15 protein-coding genes and 1 pseudogene are annotated in these 14,510 nt (G+C 57.5%); 4 read left to right on the top strand and 12 right to left on the bottom strand.

Annotated elements, in window-relative coordinates; all coding sequences use genetic code 11:
- Positions 1 to 477 (bottom strand): hypothetical protein (locus tag RRU01S_RS21070; RefSeq protein WP_045232171.1); only part of this gene is annotated, 477 nt, incomplete at its 3' end.
- Positions 478 to 660: 183 nt separating this feature from the next.
- Between RRU01S_RS21070 and RRU01S_RS26845 the strand changes: the two are divergent.
- Positions 661 to 741: pseudogene (locus RRU01S_RS26845) on the top strand (DUF2000 family protein); the annotation flags it as partial.
- A 97-nt stretch (positions 742 to 838) separates the two neighbouring features.
- On the opposite strand, the gene RRU01S_RS21060 reads toward RRU01S_RS26845, so the two are convergent.
- The 3 genes from RRU01S_RS21060 to RRU01S_RS21050 are packed head-to-tail and all read right to left on the bottom strand — an operon-like array spanning position 839 to position 2,494.
- Complete coding sequence (locus tag RRU01S_RS21060; protein WP_081880148.1) at positions 839 to 1,345, bottom strand: DUF1810 domain-containing protein; 507 nt, start codon at positions 1,343 to 1,345, stop codon at positions 839 to 841.
- 55 nt (positions 1,346 to 1,400) lie between these two features.
- Positions 1,401 to 1,721, bottom strand: coding sequence for a hypothetical protein (locus RRU01S_RS21055; RefSeq protein WP_045232169.1), 321 nt, complete (start codon positions 1,719 to 1,721; stop codon positions 1,401 to 1,403).
- Positions 1,718 to 2,494, bottom strand: a complete 777-nt coding sequence (locus tag RRU01S_RS21050; protein WP_178119237.1) for an exonuclease domain-containing protein — start codon at positions 2,492 to 2,494, stop codon at positions 1,718 to 1,720. The genes RRU01S_RS21055 and RRU01S_RS21050 overlap by 4 nt, the downstream gene beginning before the upstream one ends.
- 329 nt (positions 2,495 to 2,823) lie before the next feature.
- On the opposite strand from RRU01S_RS21050, the gene RRU01S_RS21045 reads away from it, so the two are divergent.
- Genes RRU01S_RS21045 through RRU01S_RS21035 form a run of 3 tightly spaced genes read left to right on the top strand, consistent with a single transcriptional unit; the run spans position 2,824 to position 8,268 of the window.
- Positions 2,824 to 3,576, top strand: coding sequence for an ImuA family protein (locus RRU01S_RS21045; protein ID WP_045232168.1), 753 nt, complete (start codon positions 2,824 to 2,826; stop codon positions 3,574 to 3,576).
- Entirely contained in the window at positions 3,497 to 5,008 is a 1,512-nt protein-coding gene (locus RRU01S_RS21040) for a Y-family DNA polymerase (RefSeq protein ID WP_045232167.1), read from the top strand. The genes RRU01S_RS21045 and RRU01S_RS21040 overlap by 80 nt, the downstream gene beginning before the upstream one ends.
- Positions 5,005 to 8,268 carry an error-prone DNA polymerase gene (locus RRU01S_RS21035; protein ID WP_045232166.1) on the top strand — a complete coding sequence of 1,088 codons (3,264 nt, stop codon included), beginning with the start codon at positions 5,005 to 5,007 and terminating at the stop codon, positions 8,266 to 8,268. The genes RRU01S_RS21040 and RRU01S_RS21035 overlap by 4 nt, the downstream gene beginning before the upstream one ends.
- Before the next feature lie 64 nt (positions 8,269 to 8,332).
- Here the strand turns inward: RRU01S_RS21035 and RRU01S_RS21030 are convergent, their stop codons facing one another.
- The 8 genes from RRU01S_RS21030 to traC all read right to left on the bottom strand — a co-directional run bounded on the left by RRU01S_RS21030 (position 8,333) and on the right by traC (position 14,311).
- Positions 8,333 to 8,536 carry a cold-shock protein gene (locus tag RRU01S_RS21030; RefSeq protein WP_045232200.1) on the bottom strand — a complete coding sequence of 68 codons (204 nt, stop codon included), beginning with the start codon at positions 8,534 to 8,536 and terminating at the stop codon, positions 8,333 to 8,335.
- A 124-nt stretch (positions 8,537 to 8,660) separates the two neighbouring features.
- A complete protein-coding gene (locus tag RRU01S_RS21025) occupies positions 8,661 to 9,752 on the bottom strand; it encodes a nucleotidyl transferase AbiEii/AbiGii toxin family protein (protein ID WP_045232165.1) in 1,092 nt (363 codons plus the stop codon).
- On the bottom strand, positions 9,733 to 10,440 hold the full coding sequence (locus RRU01S_RS21020; protein WP_045232164.1) for a DUF6088 family protein: 708 nt from the start codon (positions 10,438 to 10,440) through the stop codon (positions 9,733 to 9,735). Before RRU01S_RS21020 ends, RRU01S_RS21025 begins: the two co-directional genes overlap by 20 nt.
- 586 nt (positions 10,441 to 11,026) lie before the next feature.
- Positions 11,027 to 11,293, bottom strand: a complete 267-nt coding sequence (locus RRU01S_RS21015) for a WGR domain-containing protein (protein WP_045232199.1) — start codon at positions 11,291 to 11,293, stop codon at positions 11,027 to 11,029.
- 95 nt (positions 11,294 to 11,388) lie between these two features.
- On the bottom strand, positions 11,389 to 11,841 hold the full coding sequence (locus tag RRU01S_RS21010; protein WP_052816184.1) for a thermonuclease family protein: 453 nt from the start codon (positions 11,839 to 11,841) through the stop codon (positions 11,389 to 11,391).
- Positions 11,838 to 13,793: a Ti-type conjugative transfer system protein TraG gene (gene traG / locus RRU01S_RS21005; RefSeq protein ID WP_268823039.1), complete on the bottom strand. Its 1,956-nt coding sequence runs from the start codon at positions 13,791 to 13,793 to the stop codon at positions 11,838 to 11,840. Before traG ends, RRU01S_RS21010 begins: the two co-directional genes overlap by 4 nt.
- A gap of 1 nt (position 13,794) precedes the next feature.
- Positions 13,795 to 14,010 carry a type IV conjugative transfer system coupling protein TraD gene (gene traD / locus RRU01S_RS21000; protein WP_045232163.1) on the bottom strand — a complete coding sequence of 72 codons (216 nt, stop codon included), beginning with the start codon at positions 14,008 to 14,010 and terminating at the stop codon, positions 13,795 to 13,797.
- A gap of 4 nt (positions 14,011 to 14,014) precedes the next feature.
- On the bottom strand, positions 14,015 to 14,311 hold the full coding sequence (gene traC, locus RRU01S_RS20995) for a conjugal transfer protein TraC (protein ID WP_045232162.1): 297 nt from the start codon (positions 14,309 to 14,311) through the stop codon (positions 14,015 to 14,017).
- Between the last annotated feature and the right edge of the window lie 199 nt (positions 14,312 to 14,510).

Genomic DNA, 14,510 nt, shown 5'->3' with positions numbered 1-14,510 from the left:
AGCTTTTGCCTCGGCATCCTCCACACGCCATTCTTCCGCGGCTCCTCTGTCGAGAAGATCCTCCACCACCTTGGGGTCGAACACATGGAACGTAATCTGACGAGCGCGTCCGTTCAGTCTGACGGTCCTCGTCCCGGCGCTCGGCAGACGACCGTCTGCAAGCCAACGATGTCGCTCGCTAGTCTTGATCGTGAGGATGTCCTCGATTTCTCGCGGGATGACCGGCATTGCTCCGGCTTCCGCCACCACTTTCGCGACGATAGCCGCTGCCGCGTTGAATGCGGTCTTATCGTTGGCTGTCATCGCCAGTGTAAGATCGACACCTTCCAGCGAGATCGACTTTTTAGAGATCGCAGGCAGCCTTGCTTGTATTTCCTGAAGAACGCCTTTCGCCCGAACGGCCGACCCCATTGTTACCGTGGCTGGCAGGGTCCATGTCCTGATCAGTTCGATCTCATCTTTTTCACGCTTCGGCATGTCACACAAATGGTGGTTCAGCGCTTCCAAGTCAACGAGCCTGGTGACAGCAGACGAGGAACTGCAACCGATCTTTCTGATCCCTCCCTCTTACCGAAACTCTCCATCAAAATGTTCAGGAAGGCTTCCCGTAATCGATGCAGCATGATGCATAAGCGGGCGGATAGTATTCGCCCGCGACCTCACGACGCCGCCAACAGGGAGGTGTTCGCCCAGTTCGGCCCCGACAATTCGAAACTGGTAGGACTGGCACTTAGAGCCTAAAAGAAGGTCGTCGATAAGATCGTAAAGGGAGCAAAAATGCATCCTTGATGTATGGAAATTTAGGTCTCGGCGCCGCGACGCCGTCGAATATAGCCGTCTACGAAAGCGCTTTCACGCGGCCGAAACTTGGTTTAGCTACCTTAAGTCGGGACTTTTGCGAAAGTCGGTAAGCGTCTGATCGTACATGGTTCTTCAGTGCTGCAAGCGTGGCTTGATCGCCTTGACCTCTATAAAAAACGTTGAGGGCAGTCTCGAACGACGAACCACTCTGGGCGGCGATGCCAAATAACGTCATGCTGGAATGAAACTTGAGGTCATCGGGAGAGCCAAGAATTTCGCGTGCACTGAGGCTGGGATGGCTGAGCATGGTGCGCGTGCACTCCTCCAAACGGGCGCCCAAAACAGGATGTTCCAGGTAGGCTTCGGCTTCAGAACGCCCAGAGATCGCGTAAAAGCGGGCAGTTTCCGATCGACCAAGTCCGTGAATTTGCGGAAAGATGAACCACATCCAGTGAGACCTCTTCAGTCCGTCGCTTAACTCCTGCAAGGCTTTTGCGTACGTATCTTGTTGCGCTTTGATGAACCGCGCCAGATCAAATTCCATCCCTGTGTCCTTCGCTCAGCGGGTCAGATTTTTGTCTTCCAGGTGCCATCACATCTCATTCCATTTCCAACTGTGCAAACCATGTAGCGTAGGGGGTGTTCCTGGCGAGATGGCGATTGAAGTCAGGCGCGTCGTCATCCCACCAGACCGGACCGCGTTCTCCAAGGGCAACTTTGGCTGCATCCACTTTCTTGCGTGCTTCGATCATCGCTGGTGAGCCTGCCGATGCATCGCGAACTGCCCGGCGTGCCACCATCAAATCCTTGACCAGTGCCGTACGGGTTTCCTCATCGAGTTTAGGACTGCTGCGACGCCACAGCCTTCCTTTTACGACGAAGTATCGACCATCGGGCGTATCCGGATACTTGTTGCTCATTCGAATCCAAGAGTCCCTTGTGCCGGTTCCGCATCCCGAGACGGCTTGTCCTCAATCCGCCGATCCAGTTCAGTCTGTGCGCTGAAGCGCACGTCCACATCCCGATCTGCGATAAACGCGTTCAGCGCCTCGATGCTGATGCGACCCCAGGGTTTTCCCCGGTCTGGTCCGGCAGGCACACGCGGTAGAAGTCCCGGTTCGTTGCTCCACGTCAGGCAATCCTCAAGCGAGGTTTGGTTCAACATGTCTCGGAGGTGATGAGCCGTAACGTAGGCGTCGGGCATAGCCCTATGCGCTGGGAGGCCGATTTCATGCACCAGTCCGGTGGGCATTCGTTGATAACGCAGCATCTGGTTGGAAAACCGCGGAAGTTGTGGCCAGACACGCAGCGCGCATTTCCATGTGCAGATCCAAGGTGTTCCGCCTGTAAACCGCGGTGTACAATATCGTTGCTCGAAAGCGGCTCGATGAGCTGCCAAGGCGTCAATACGGCCGGGTGGACGGAGAACGGTTGACGCTATTTCTTTCCAGAAGGGAGCATCCGCGACTTGGGCATCCAGAATATGATGAATCGCCATCGTGTCGGGTGAGATGGGACGTCCAGGGTTGACGAACAGCGCCCCGCGCTCGTCAGTGACCTGCCACTTTCCAGTTAGGTCGATGACGACATCCTGCCAGCCGATCTCACAAACGTCGTTCGGGCCATTGCCTCCTGTTTCGAGATCGATGACGCGTACCCTGGCTTCGACCACTTCGGTGCTACCTTTCTTCAAGCTTCAGCATTGGTAAGCGCGATCGGCATAGGATGGTTCCTGAATATGAGGCCTGCGGACAGCGGAGCTTGCATGCATTGACAGCCGAAGCTGAGGGATTGATCAGGCTCTCCTGAAATTTATTTTGTGCACGTTACCAAGCACCGTTCCAAATCTTACTCACTGATTCAATTTGCGAATTTCTCGAGTTGCTAAAAATAGAGGACTGCTTTCCTAATTTAGCGCCTCTTGACTCTCATTGGGCGCAGGAACAGAACGTGAACTTCAACATTGAAAACGGCATGAAGCTGTTCCTATAAACGACACGAACCGGAAGGATTGCGTGAACGATGGCTGCTGCGCGCGAGCATGTCATAGCGGATCTGCGTGGTCGCATCGCTTCGCTGGAAGGCGTCGTGGCCAAGCAAGCTGAGTGTCTGCCGTTCGGGGTAAGCGCAATCGACGCGGTGCTGCCAGGAGGCGGTCTCGTCAGAGGCGCTCTTCATGAATTTGCAGGAGGAGGCACCGGAACCGTCGATGGGGCAGCCGCGGCCCTGTTCGTGGCAGGCGTTGCCGCTCGCACCAAAGGCAAGATCGTCTGGTGCCTGACGCGCCCGGATTTGTTCTTTCCTGCGCTCGCGCAGGCAGGTCTTGACGCAAACCGCGTGATCTTCGTGGAAAGCGATCGCGAAGAGGACGTGCTTGCCTCAATGGAAGAGGCGCTCTCCTTCGGTGGGCTGGGCGCGGTCGTCGGCGAGGTCGTGCGACTGCCGATGCTGGCGAGCCGGCGGCTTCAGCTTGCGGCGGAAAAGAAGGGAAGCTTGGCGCTTGTTGTTCGCAGGTGGCGACGACAGACGGAGGCCAATGATTTTGGCCAGCCGACGGCGTCGACCACCCGGTGGAGGATAAGTGTGCTTTCGTCGCAGGACTTACCCGTGCCGGGTGTTGGGCGGGCAAGATGGTTGCTGGAACTGATGCGGTCGCGTGCTGGCGAATGTGCCGAATTTATCGTTGGAGCGTGTGATGACCAGGGTCGTATCGATCTACCTTCCGGATCTGTCGACGGATCGCATTCGTCGCGCCGATCCAGGCATTCCGGCTGAACGGGCCATCGCCGTGATCGCGAAATCCGGATCAAAACGCTGGGTGTCGGCGGCAGATGTTGCCGCGAAGAAGGCAGGTCTGCGTATCGGCATGCAGGCAGCAAAGGCACAGGCGCTGTTTCAGGGACTGATGATGATCGATGCCGATCCGAAGGCGGACGCCGAAGCGCTGGAGCGCATTACCTTCTGGGCACTGAGCCAATACTCTCCGATCGTCGCAGTCGATGCGCCTGATGGCATCGTCATGGACACAGATGGTGCCGACCATCTCCGGGGCGGAGAGCTTGCCATGTTGAGCGGGATTGCCAATCGCTTTCGGGGCAGGGGGCTGACGGCCCGTGTTGCCATTGCCGACACATGGGGTGCCGCTCATGCCTGCGCACGTGCCATCACCAGAGAGACGGTGATCGTGCCGCGCGGCGAAACCGTAAAGGCGGTCGAGCGATTGCCGATTTCCCTGTTGCGTCTGCCTGAAAAGATGGTGGGTGATCTAAGAACGCTCGGCTTTCGAACCATCGGTGAGCTTTCTGCGACGTCGCGGGCACCACTGACACTGCGCTTCGGACCGGAAATCGCCCGCCGTCTCGATCAGATCTTCGGCCGCACCGGCGAACCCATAGACCCCATCCGCACGCCCGAACTGATCGAAGTCAGCCGCATTTTCCAGGAGCCGATCGGTGCTGCCGAAACGATCGACAAATATGTCGGTCGTCTGGTCATAGAACTCTGCAACCAGCTTCAGAAAAAGGGGCTCGGTGTTCGCCGCGTCGATCTTATCGTCCACAAGGTCGACAACACGACCCAGGCGCTGCGGGCAGGAACGGCAAAGGCCGCCCGCGATGTCGCCTGGTTGACGAAACTGTTTCGCGACATGACCGAAAAGATCGATCCTGGCTTCGGGATCGAGAAGCTGACCCTTGCGGCGATCATGGTGGAGCCGCTTGAGGAAAAACAGAAGGCGTCTTCGCTTGTCGAAGACGAGATCGTGGACATCACTCCGCTCATCGACATCTTCGGCAATCGTGGACAGCGTGTCTATCGTCTCGCCCCCGTTGCCTCTGACGTTCCCGAGCGCAGCGTTCAGCGGATTGCACCCATTGCAGATGACATTGTCGTCTCCTGGTCGCATCACTGGCCGCGTCCGGTACGACTGCTCGCTCATCCCGAACTGGTAGAGGTCATCGCATTGATGCCCGATCATCCTCCCGTTTCCGTCACATGGCGGGGCAAACGCCGCAAGGTGAAACGCGCCGATGGGCCGGAGCGGATTTTTGGCGAGTGGTGGCAGCGAACATCCGAGTGGGCCGCAGTCCGGGACTATTTCATCATCGAAGATGAAGCGGGCGAGCGTCTCTGGGTTTTCCGGGCAGGCGATGGCGTGGATAGCGAAACCGGGTCGCACAAATGGTTCATCCAGGGAATATTCGCATGAGATATGCCGAGCTTCAGGTCACCACCCATTTCTCGTTTCTGCGCGGTGCCAGCAGCGCGACCGAACTGTTCGAGACGGCGAAAAGCCTCGGCATCGATGCCATCGGTGTCGTGGATCGCAATTCACTAGCTGGCATTATCCGGGCACTGGTAGCATCTCGCGCCACCGGCCTTCGTCTCGTGGTCGGCTGTCGGCTTGACCTACAGGACGGGATGTCGATCCTGGTCTATCCGACGGACCGGGCCGCCTATTCGCGTCTGACCCGACTGATCACGCTTGGCAAGGGGCGCGGCGGCAAAAACAACTGCATCCTCCATTGGGACGATGTGATGACCTACGCCGATGGCATGATCGGCATCCTCATTCCCGATCTCGCCGACGATACATGCGCGTTGCAGCTCAGGAAGATGGCAGAGGTGTTTGGCGCCCAAGCCTATGTGTCCCTTTGCCTGCGCCGCAGACCGAACGATCAGCTTCGACTACACGATCTTTCCAACATGGCCACGCGGCATAAGGTCAAAACCGTCGTCACCAACGACGTGCTGTTTCATGAGCCGGGGCGGCGGCAGCTTCAGGACATCGTCACCTGCATCCGCACCAAATCGACCATCGACGACGTCGGCTTTGAGCGCGAACGTCATGCTGATCGATATCTCAAGCCGCCAGAAGAGATGGAACGCCTGTTTCCGCGCTATCCCGAGGCACTACGGCGGACGATGGAAATTGTCGATCAGTGCAGGTTTTCACTTGAGGAGCTGACCTATCAGTATCCCGAGGAGGCGATCGTTCCGGGTAAAGACGCTCAACAATCTCTCGAACATTATGTCTGGGAGTGCGTACCGGACCGCTATCCGGAAGGTATGCCGCCAGACGTTCTGGCGACAGTCCGGCACGAACTCGATCTTATCAAGACGATGAAATATGCGCCGTATTTTCTGACGGTGTTTTCCATCGTCCAGTTCGCGCGCTCGCAGGGAATCCTCTGCCAGGGGCGCGGATCGGCTGCGAATTCTGCCGTCTGTTACATTCTCGGCGTCACCAGCATCGACCCTTCGACGAATGATCTTTTGTTCGAACGTTTCATCAGCCAGGAGCGCGACGAACCGCCGGATATCGATGTTGATTTCGAACATGAGCGCCGCGAAGAGGTCATTCAGTGGATTTACAAGACCTACACCCGCGAGAAGGCGGCACTGTGTGCGACCGTCAGCCGTTACCGTGCCAAGGGTGCCATTCGCGATGTCGGCAAGGTGCTTGGCCTGCCTGAGGATGTGATCAAGGCATTGTCGTCGGGCATGTGGTCGTGGTCGGAAGAGGTCAGTGATCGCAATGTGAGGGAATTGAACCTCAATCCCGATGACCGCAGGCTGAAGCTGACGCTGCAACTCGCACAGCAACTGATGGGCGCACCACGTCATCTCGGTCAGCATCCCGGCGGGTTCGTGCTCACCCACGACCGCCTCGATGACCTTGTTCCGATCGAACCTGCCACGATGGAAGACCGACAGATCATCGAATGGGACAAGGATGATGTGGAGGCGCTCAAGTTCATGAAGGTCGATGTTTTGGCACTGGGCATGCTCACCTGCATGTCCAAAGCATTCGATCTGATCCGTGAGCATAAGAACGATGATCTGGATCTCGCGACCATCACCCAGGAAGATGCGGCAACATACGCGATGATCCGCAAAGCCGACACCCTCGGCACGTTCCAGATTGAATCCCGAGCACAGATGGCGATGCTGCCACGTCTGAAGCCTCGGACATTTTACGATCTGGTCGTCCAGGTGGCGATCGTGCGCCCCGGTCCTATCCAGGGCGACATGGTGCATCCCTATCTGCGCCGCCGCGAAGGCAAGGAAAAGGTCGAATATCCAACGCCAGAGCTCGAGGCAGTTCTTGGTAAAACACTGGGCGTGCCGCTGTTTCAGGAAAGCGCGATGCGCGTAGCCATGGTTTGCGCGGGTTTTACCGGGGGAGAGGCGGACCAGTTGCGCAAGTCAATGGCGACCTTCAAGTTTACGGGCGGGGTCAGCAGGTTCAAGGAGAAGCTGGTCTCCGGCATGGTGCGAAACGGCTATACGGCCGAGTTCGCCGAGAAGACATTTTCGCAACTGGAAGGCTTCGGATCCTACGGTTTCCCGGAATCCCATGCTGCGTCGTTTGCGCTGATCGCCTATGCCTCGAACTACATCAAGTGTCATTTCCCGGATGTGTTTTGCGCGGCGCTCCTGAATTCCCAGCCCATGGGTTTCTATGCCCCGGCGCAGATTGTCGGCGATGCCCGCGTCCATGGCGTCGAAATCCGCCCTGTCTGCATCAACCGATCCCGTTGGGACTGCACACTGGAGCCAATTGGAAATACCGACCGTCATGCCGTGCGCCTTGGGATGCGGATGGTGAAGGGCTTGGCAGCGTCGGATGCGGCTCGAATCGTTGCCGCGCGCATGAACGATGGGTTCAGTTCCGTCGATGATATGTGGCGACGATCGGGTGTTCCGGCAGCATCTCTCGTAGAACTCGCAGAGGCCGACGCCTTCCGGCCATCGCTTCAGCTCGAACGGCGCGATGCGCTATGGTCGATCAAAGCGCTGCGCGACGAGCCACTGCCGCTGTTTGCAGCGGCTGCAGACCGCGAGCAGAAATCGATCGCCGAGCAGGCGGAGCCTGAAGTCGAGCTCCGGCAGATGACCGAGGGCCATAACGTGGTTGCAGACTACGGACACGTCGGCCTGACACTGCGCGAACATCCAATGGCATTCCTACGGGAGAGCTTGACCAAGCGCAGCATGGTGACGTGCGAAGACGCGATGTCCGCCCGCGACGGTCGATGGGTCTACACCGCAGGTCTTGTCCTGGTTCGGCAAAAGCCGGGGAGCGCGAAAGGCGTGATGTTCATCACGATTGAGGACGAGACAGGTCCGGCGAATGTCGTCGTCTGGCCGAGTCTCTTTGAGAAGCGGCGCCGTGTCGTTCTGGGGGCATCCATGATGGCAATCAACGGGCGAATCCAGCGGGAAGGGGAGGTCGTGCACCTGGTCGCCCAGCAGCTATTCGACCTTTCTGCGGACCTCTCTGGTCTCGCTGACATGGATGTCGTGTTCAAAGCCCCATCAGGACGTGGAGACGAGTTTGCTCACGGCTCGGCAGGTGGTGGGGATTCTCGCGATAGACAAAAACCGGTGCCCGAGGCGCGGGACATCTTCGTGCGTGATCTGCACATCGATACGCTCAAGGTGAAGAGCCGCAATTTTCATTGAGCTCCGTAGAGGGCGAGACCAGTTTGCCACTATTTAGCGGCAGGCTGGTCTCGCGGACCATAGGTCAGAGCACGCTGACGTTCTCAGCCTTTGATTTTCCGGTTTTCCGGTCCTGGCCAACTTCGAAAGTAACATTGTCACCTTCTCTCAGCGATCCCCCCTGTTGCGAAGCGGAGACGTGAACGAACACGTCGGTTCCACCATTCTCAGGTGTGATGAAGCCAAATCCCTTGTCATCATTGAAAAATTTAACTGTACCGGTAGGCATAAGAATTCCTTTTAATGTCCCTGCAGTCGCTTGACCAGCATTAGGCTTTTTACCGCTCGTTTGCCTGACCGACAACCTCCAACGCGACAATAGCTGCATGGAAATGTCGCAGGCTGCTGTTCGACTATTTGACCGTGTTGACTGCATCCTCGAGCGCTTCAATACTTTCCATGACAGCTTCGAAACCAGGTGGATTTGCAAAGATCATCGCTGACATTCTATCGTAGTCACTGGCGAGTTTTTTGCGCATATCGGGTGTCGGCACCAGGCGATAAGTGCCTGGCACGGCCAGATCGTATCGGTGATCCGGCGATCGAAACATCAGTTCCTTATGCCGTCGGCATGCCTCGGCGAGTTCACGCATTGAAGCCGTTACCATGCCATAGTCTGGGTGGGTCCAAATCTGGTGGACATCGTAGTAGTGGCGTGAATATCGGTTGAGGTCGGGAACCTTTCGTTCTGGATTATCCTCAGCGCTGCGCTTTTCTGTCGTTTCCGTCATTGCGTGCAGGATGAGGACCTTCTCCCAAAATGTCCTCTCCGGCTTGACGGTCGTAACGTTTTCGACTTTGAAATCGCTTTCCCCCATTTCCCTGGCGACGTAGGCAACAATGGCGCGCGCTTCTGCTGGTAATGGGTCCGGGCGCGCTCCGCCTTCAATGCGCACGGCGGCCTCGACATAGCCTCCGCTGGTATCGAAAACGCTCTTGTATCGGAGCACAAGAATGTCGAGAGCCTCTTTCTTCCGGTAGATGTCGTAGCCGAAACCGAGAGAGAAATGTCCGGTTTGGCCGGTTTCGGTCTCGACTAAGGCAATCTCCTGGCTAAGATTTTCCCTCAGGGGACCAGATATGTACTGGCGCGCGGCCTCGTCCACCACGTCTGCTAATGCCTTTTGCTGCTTGGTCACCGAGGAGAGCGCGGCGATCTCGCTTTCAGTCGGCACTTGGAGATCAGCTTTGTAAATTCCGATATCGATATCCTCGGAGAAGCGATTGATGAGGCTGTAGGCTTTGCTAAGGCTGGTGCCACCTTTGAAATAAAGACCGATCTGATCATTGGCTCGCCCATTGAATAGGAAGTCGAGGACCCAGCAGACATAGAGATCCTTTTCGATATTCTCAGCCCGAGTCTGCAGGTCGGACGCCACCGTTTCAAACAAGGCCCGACGCTCATCGGGGCTACTGCGAAGCACATTAATGAAGCCCTGCCGCATTTTCTTCCTCTGTGACGCGAGTGTCGCGCGCTATCGTTTCCACCACGGGATACATCCACGCAGGAAGCGCGCGAATGTTATCGCGTAAATCCTCGACAATTAGTTGCTTTTGTAGGTTTTGCGCGAGGTGACGGACAATCCCTTCGACGATGATTTCCAAATTTGAGCGTTCATCTCGAAACCAGGTCAGTGCCTGGACGATCCGCATGGCAGGTCGTCCGGCCCAGAAAGCCGTCTTCGCCGCTATTCTCTTGAAATCAAGCTGGTAAATGACAGGCTTCGCTGCATTCGGATCCCCGGAGTTCGCTTCAATCACAATGGTGCGGGGGTAGGTATCCGCATAGATCGTTGAGCGGGCGGGGACAGCTGTTGTCAAGCCAAGGTCGTTTGCGGCGGTCATTCCGTCGACGAGGACACGCAACTTATCACGCCGCGCAATCGCATCGACGAACGCGGCGCGGGGCGGGAACACCATTTTCCCAGTCAGTTGGCTGATGCCCGGCTTATCGTAGAAGCCTCGATATGGTCGCCGGATATCTCCTCGCGCAGTGAGCCTCTGCAGTGCCTTTTCGACCGCATTGGGTGTTCCGATATCGAGGAAGTCGTCACGCGACCAAACGCCTCCAGGGGAGGCGGCAGTTATGCGATCTTGAATGCGCTCAAGAGTATTCGATGTGGGATCTGGCATAGTTATCCTATTTACTGACCGAAGATTATATACAAATTTTGGTCACTAACAACTGGCGAAAGTATACTGACCAATATTTAGATATAAAAATTGGTCAGTGGGCCTTCCGCAGCATTCGGCATAAGGTGTTGTTCTAATCGTATAAACCGGCGAGAAGGAGGTCTCCTCAGTCGGCGGTAACGTAGCCCGAGCGGCCGGGCTATTGGTTATGCTGAAGCCTCAGGCCGCGAGCCTTTTCCCTTCCGGCTTTCATACCTGAAAGGGTTCAATGACTCCGTAGTCTGGCAACATCGAGCATTGCTGCACCGCCCTTTTCAAAAAGCCACAAGCAGCAACTGGCCAACACCTCTGTTGTATCGGAACCAGCAGGTCGCCTGATCAGCAAGCAGCAGGTCAATCCTTGCCGAGCGCAATAATGCTCCACCCATCGGCGTTTCCAACTCCCGCTCTCTTAACTGGCATCCCTAATCCAGTCCCGTCCTTGGACGGTCAACCCGCAAGGGGTTCGCAGCTATCTGCGACCTCTCTGGCTGCGCCGCCGAGGTGACCGCGGTCAGATTGTCATCGGTGACGATGGGGCCGAGGATCAGATCGATGGGATGTCCACAGGTCGTTTTGGCCGATAACCCCGTTTGCGCTTTTCGCGAAGCACGTCGAGGAACAGGTCGATGGCGTGGCTCTCATTGTCGAACAGATGCACCATCTGCTGTCCGCGCGTACCAATCCGCCCCCAGGCGCGTACAAGCGACACATCGCCGAACAATGTCGGCTGAACGGCGAGCGAATAAAACCGCGCCATGTTTTTCTCCGGCGCGATACGCTCGACATAGAGGTGGTAGGGCTGCGTGATCATGCCCGCAGAATCGCGCGTTCGGATTCTGCCGTCCAATGAGAGTTTTGAATCGGACGGGCATTATCGATTCATATCGTTGATCCGTCTGGTTCGTTTCATTCGCACCAACTTCGGCGTGATCCTCCCCATTTCCGAGCCAGGCCTTCAGCGACGAGAATTTCGCCGACCGATCGCCGGTCCCGGTAGACGATCCTGAGCTTCCGCCCAGAGCGATCTTCATCTCTTGCAGCCGCCTTGAACGAGAGCGGACCCGAATTGAGAATGTCGAGCAGACGCTGTTTCGCCGCGAGACCAAGCTCGCGTTCTCGCTTGCATCTCGGTGGACTTAGCTCTGGCGTGTCGATGTCCGCTATCCGGATCTTCTCGCCTCGAAACCAAAACGTATCGCCGTCCACCACGCAGTTGACGCGTTCGCCGCTTCCGCAGATGGAAAAAGCTTCGCTCGCGCTACTTGCATTGCTTGAAGGCTGGGCTGAGGCAATAGCTGCGAGGAAACCAACGGCTAAGGGGGATAGGCTGGCAATTGCCGTAACAAATCTCAATGTCATGTCGTCTCAGTGTCTGTCGTAGAAGCGGTTTCATAGTTCTTCACCCCCTCTGTGGCTAGTTTGTGAAAACGGTTTGCTCCGACGGACGCGCTCATGTCTTTGCGTCTGAACCAGATGGCGCGTCCACATCTGAGCGGCGGATTGCCTGATGTGAACACGATCTGCTCGTCAGCGCGCATGCGCAGCACCTCATGCGGCAGGATCAGCGGCCGGCGGCTGAGCTGCCGGGAACGCGAGCGCGACGATCCCCTCATCCCTGACGAGCGGTTTGTCTGGTCAACTTCGACCGTCGTCTCGCCGCAGCGTTTCGAGATATAGTCGGCGGTATCAGGATCATTGATCGCGGCAAACGAGATCCATGATGCGGATTCGAACCATTTGCTCGTTGCGTCCCGGCCGCCATAGGCCTCGCGCATCTGGCCGATGGACTGGAAGATCATCGTCAGCGTGATGCCGTATTTGCGCCCGGCGTCGCGCGCGGTCTCTAAGATGCGCAGGTAGCCGAGCCTGGCGACTTCGTCGAGCAGGAAGAGAGCGCGACCTTTCACATCGCCATTACGATTGTAGATGGCATTGAGCAGCGATCCGATAACCACGCGCGCCAGTCCCGGATGGGCTTCCAGCACCTTAAGATCGAGCGCGATGAAGATGTCGGTTTCACCATCGGCGAGATCGTCGGTCGAGAAACTGTCGCCCGAGACGAGGGCGGCATAGTTCGGATAGGATAGCCAGTGGGTTTCTTTCACCGCATTGGCGTAGACGCCAGAAAAGGTCTCGGGTGTCATGTTGACGAAGACCGAAACGTTCTCCTTCACGAAGTCCGATTCCGACTGCTCGTAGATCTTGGTCAGTCTCGCCCGCAGCTTCGGTTCCGGCTCGGAAATATTGGCTCTTACGCGGCGCAGCGTCTGGTCTTCCTCGTCCGTGAGACCGGACAGGCAGACGTCGGCGATCAGAGCCGTCAGAAGCTGCATGGCCGACGCCCGAAAGAAGTCGTCGCGCGCAGAGGCCGATCGCGGATTGTCGGTCATGATCCAGGTCGCGACGGCAACGATATCCTCTTCCTTCGTGCTACCATGTCGCCCGATCCAGTCGAGCGCGTTGAAGCCGACGCCTGACGCCGAGGGATCGAGAATGATCACCTTTCGGCCAGCCTTGCGGCGATGCTCTGATACCATCGGCGCAACCTCGCTCGATGGATCGAGGACGACGAGACCGCCACCCCACTTGAGCGCGGTCGGGACCGTTACCGACGTCGTCTTGAAGCCGCCGGATCCGGCGAAGACGATGCCATGCGACGAACCGAAAGAGCCGTCGAAGCATAGGAGCGGGTTCTTGCCCCCCGCGCCCCAAGTCGACGGATCGTCGGCGCGGAACGACACTGCCGCAACGCTATCGCGATCGACACGGTACCTTTCGCCGACAACGATGCCGCCTGGATCGGGGAAAAGTTTTGCAGCCTCTTGCACTTTCATCCAGTCGGCCTCGCCATGCACCGCTCGCTTTCCCCCAATCCGCCGTGGTGCGGCTTTCGCAAAAGCTGCGTTACCCTTCATCGCGACGCGTAGTGCGAAGACACCGGCAAGGAACGTTTTCGATGCGCCAAGCATCGTTGCGGGATCCACATATCCGAGCACGGATTGTCCTTCCGGAATTTCGCCAGCGATCCCGGCCAGGCGAACCCCCTCGCGCAGGAGAGCGATGAGGATGGCCACTCCATTTCCGCTGACGACGCCCCATCCAGCAGCCTTGATACCCGCTGCGCCATTTGCCGCGAACAGAAAGATCGTGCCGATTGCAGCCGCGGTGGCATAGGGCAGCGCGAGGCCGATACGCCCGAGCATCAGCTTCGCCTGCGCGGTCTTTCCAAACGCGGCCAGCCAGTGTTCGATCCCCGGCATGAAAACCACGACAACGATCATCGTCGTGGCCGGGATGACGGCGAGGAACAGTTTACTCACTGTTACGACCGAACGCCTCCGCGCCTATCGCCGTGAGGCGCGATTGCTCCGCATCGTCGCCCTGGAGGCGGCGGCTTGCATCGATCAGCAGGCCGAGCAATAGCGCCCGCTTTTCGTAGCGCAATCCTGCCTTGACGATCAGGCCACCGAGTTCGATTTTTTCGCGCGTGTCTTTCTTGCGTGCATCATTCGTCATCGTGCGAGCCATGCGTTCAAGCCTCACGACTGCTGCCCGCAGCAGCGCCAGTCTCGATCGTCGTGAGCGTCTCGCCTGCTGTCCTGCCGTCACCAGCATTTCTCTTCCTGGTCGAAGCCGCCATGCCACCGCGAAACCGCCCGGTGATTTCTTCAAGCGCAGCCTGTAGCGCGGTTTCCTCGGTCTCGATCTCACCGAGGCCGGCCTTCAGCGCGATCCGGCCGATGCGCTCGGCCTCACGTGTTTCGGCTTGTCTCAGTTGATCCTGTAATCTGGCGATTTCTTCCCTGATCTTCGATGATGGTTTCTTCATTCCGGTCGCATCCCCCTGGAAATCTTGTGGCGTTTGTCACGCTGCAAGATTTCCTCAAAAGCGCTTCCGAAGGAATGTGCAGATCTGCACGTCGGCAAAGCCGACACTTTGGAGGATGATCCCGCCGTTCCGAAGGAGCGGATCCAAGGGCGCAATTATACGTCGCTGACGCGACGCGTTGCTCAGAGCCCCGAAGTGG

Source organism: Agrobacterium rubi TR3 = NBRC 13261 (genome assembly GCF_000739935.1).
Lineage (GTDB): Bacteria > Pseudomonadota > Alphaproteobacteria > Rhizobiales > Rhizobiaceae > Agrobacterium > Agrobacterium rubi.
Note: the sequence above shows the minus strand (reverse complement) of the source record. Positions and strands in the feature narration are given on the sequence as shown.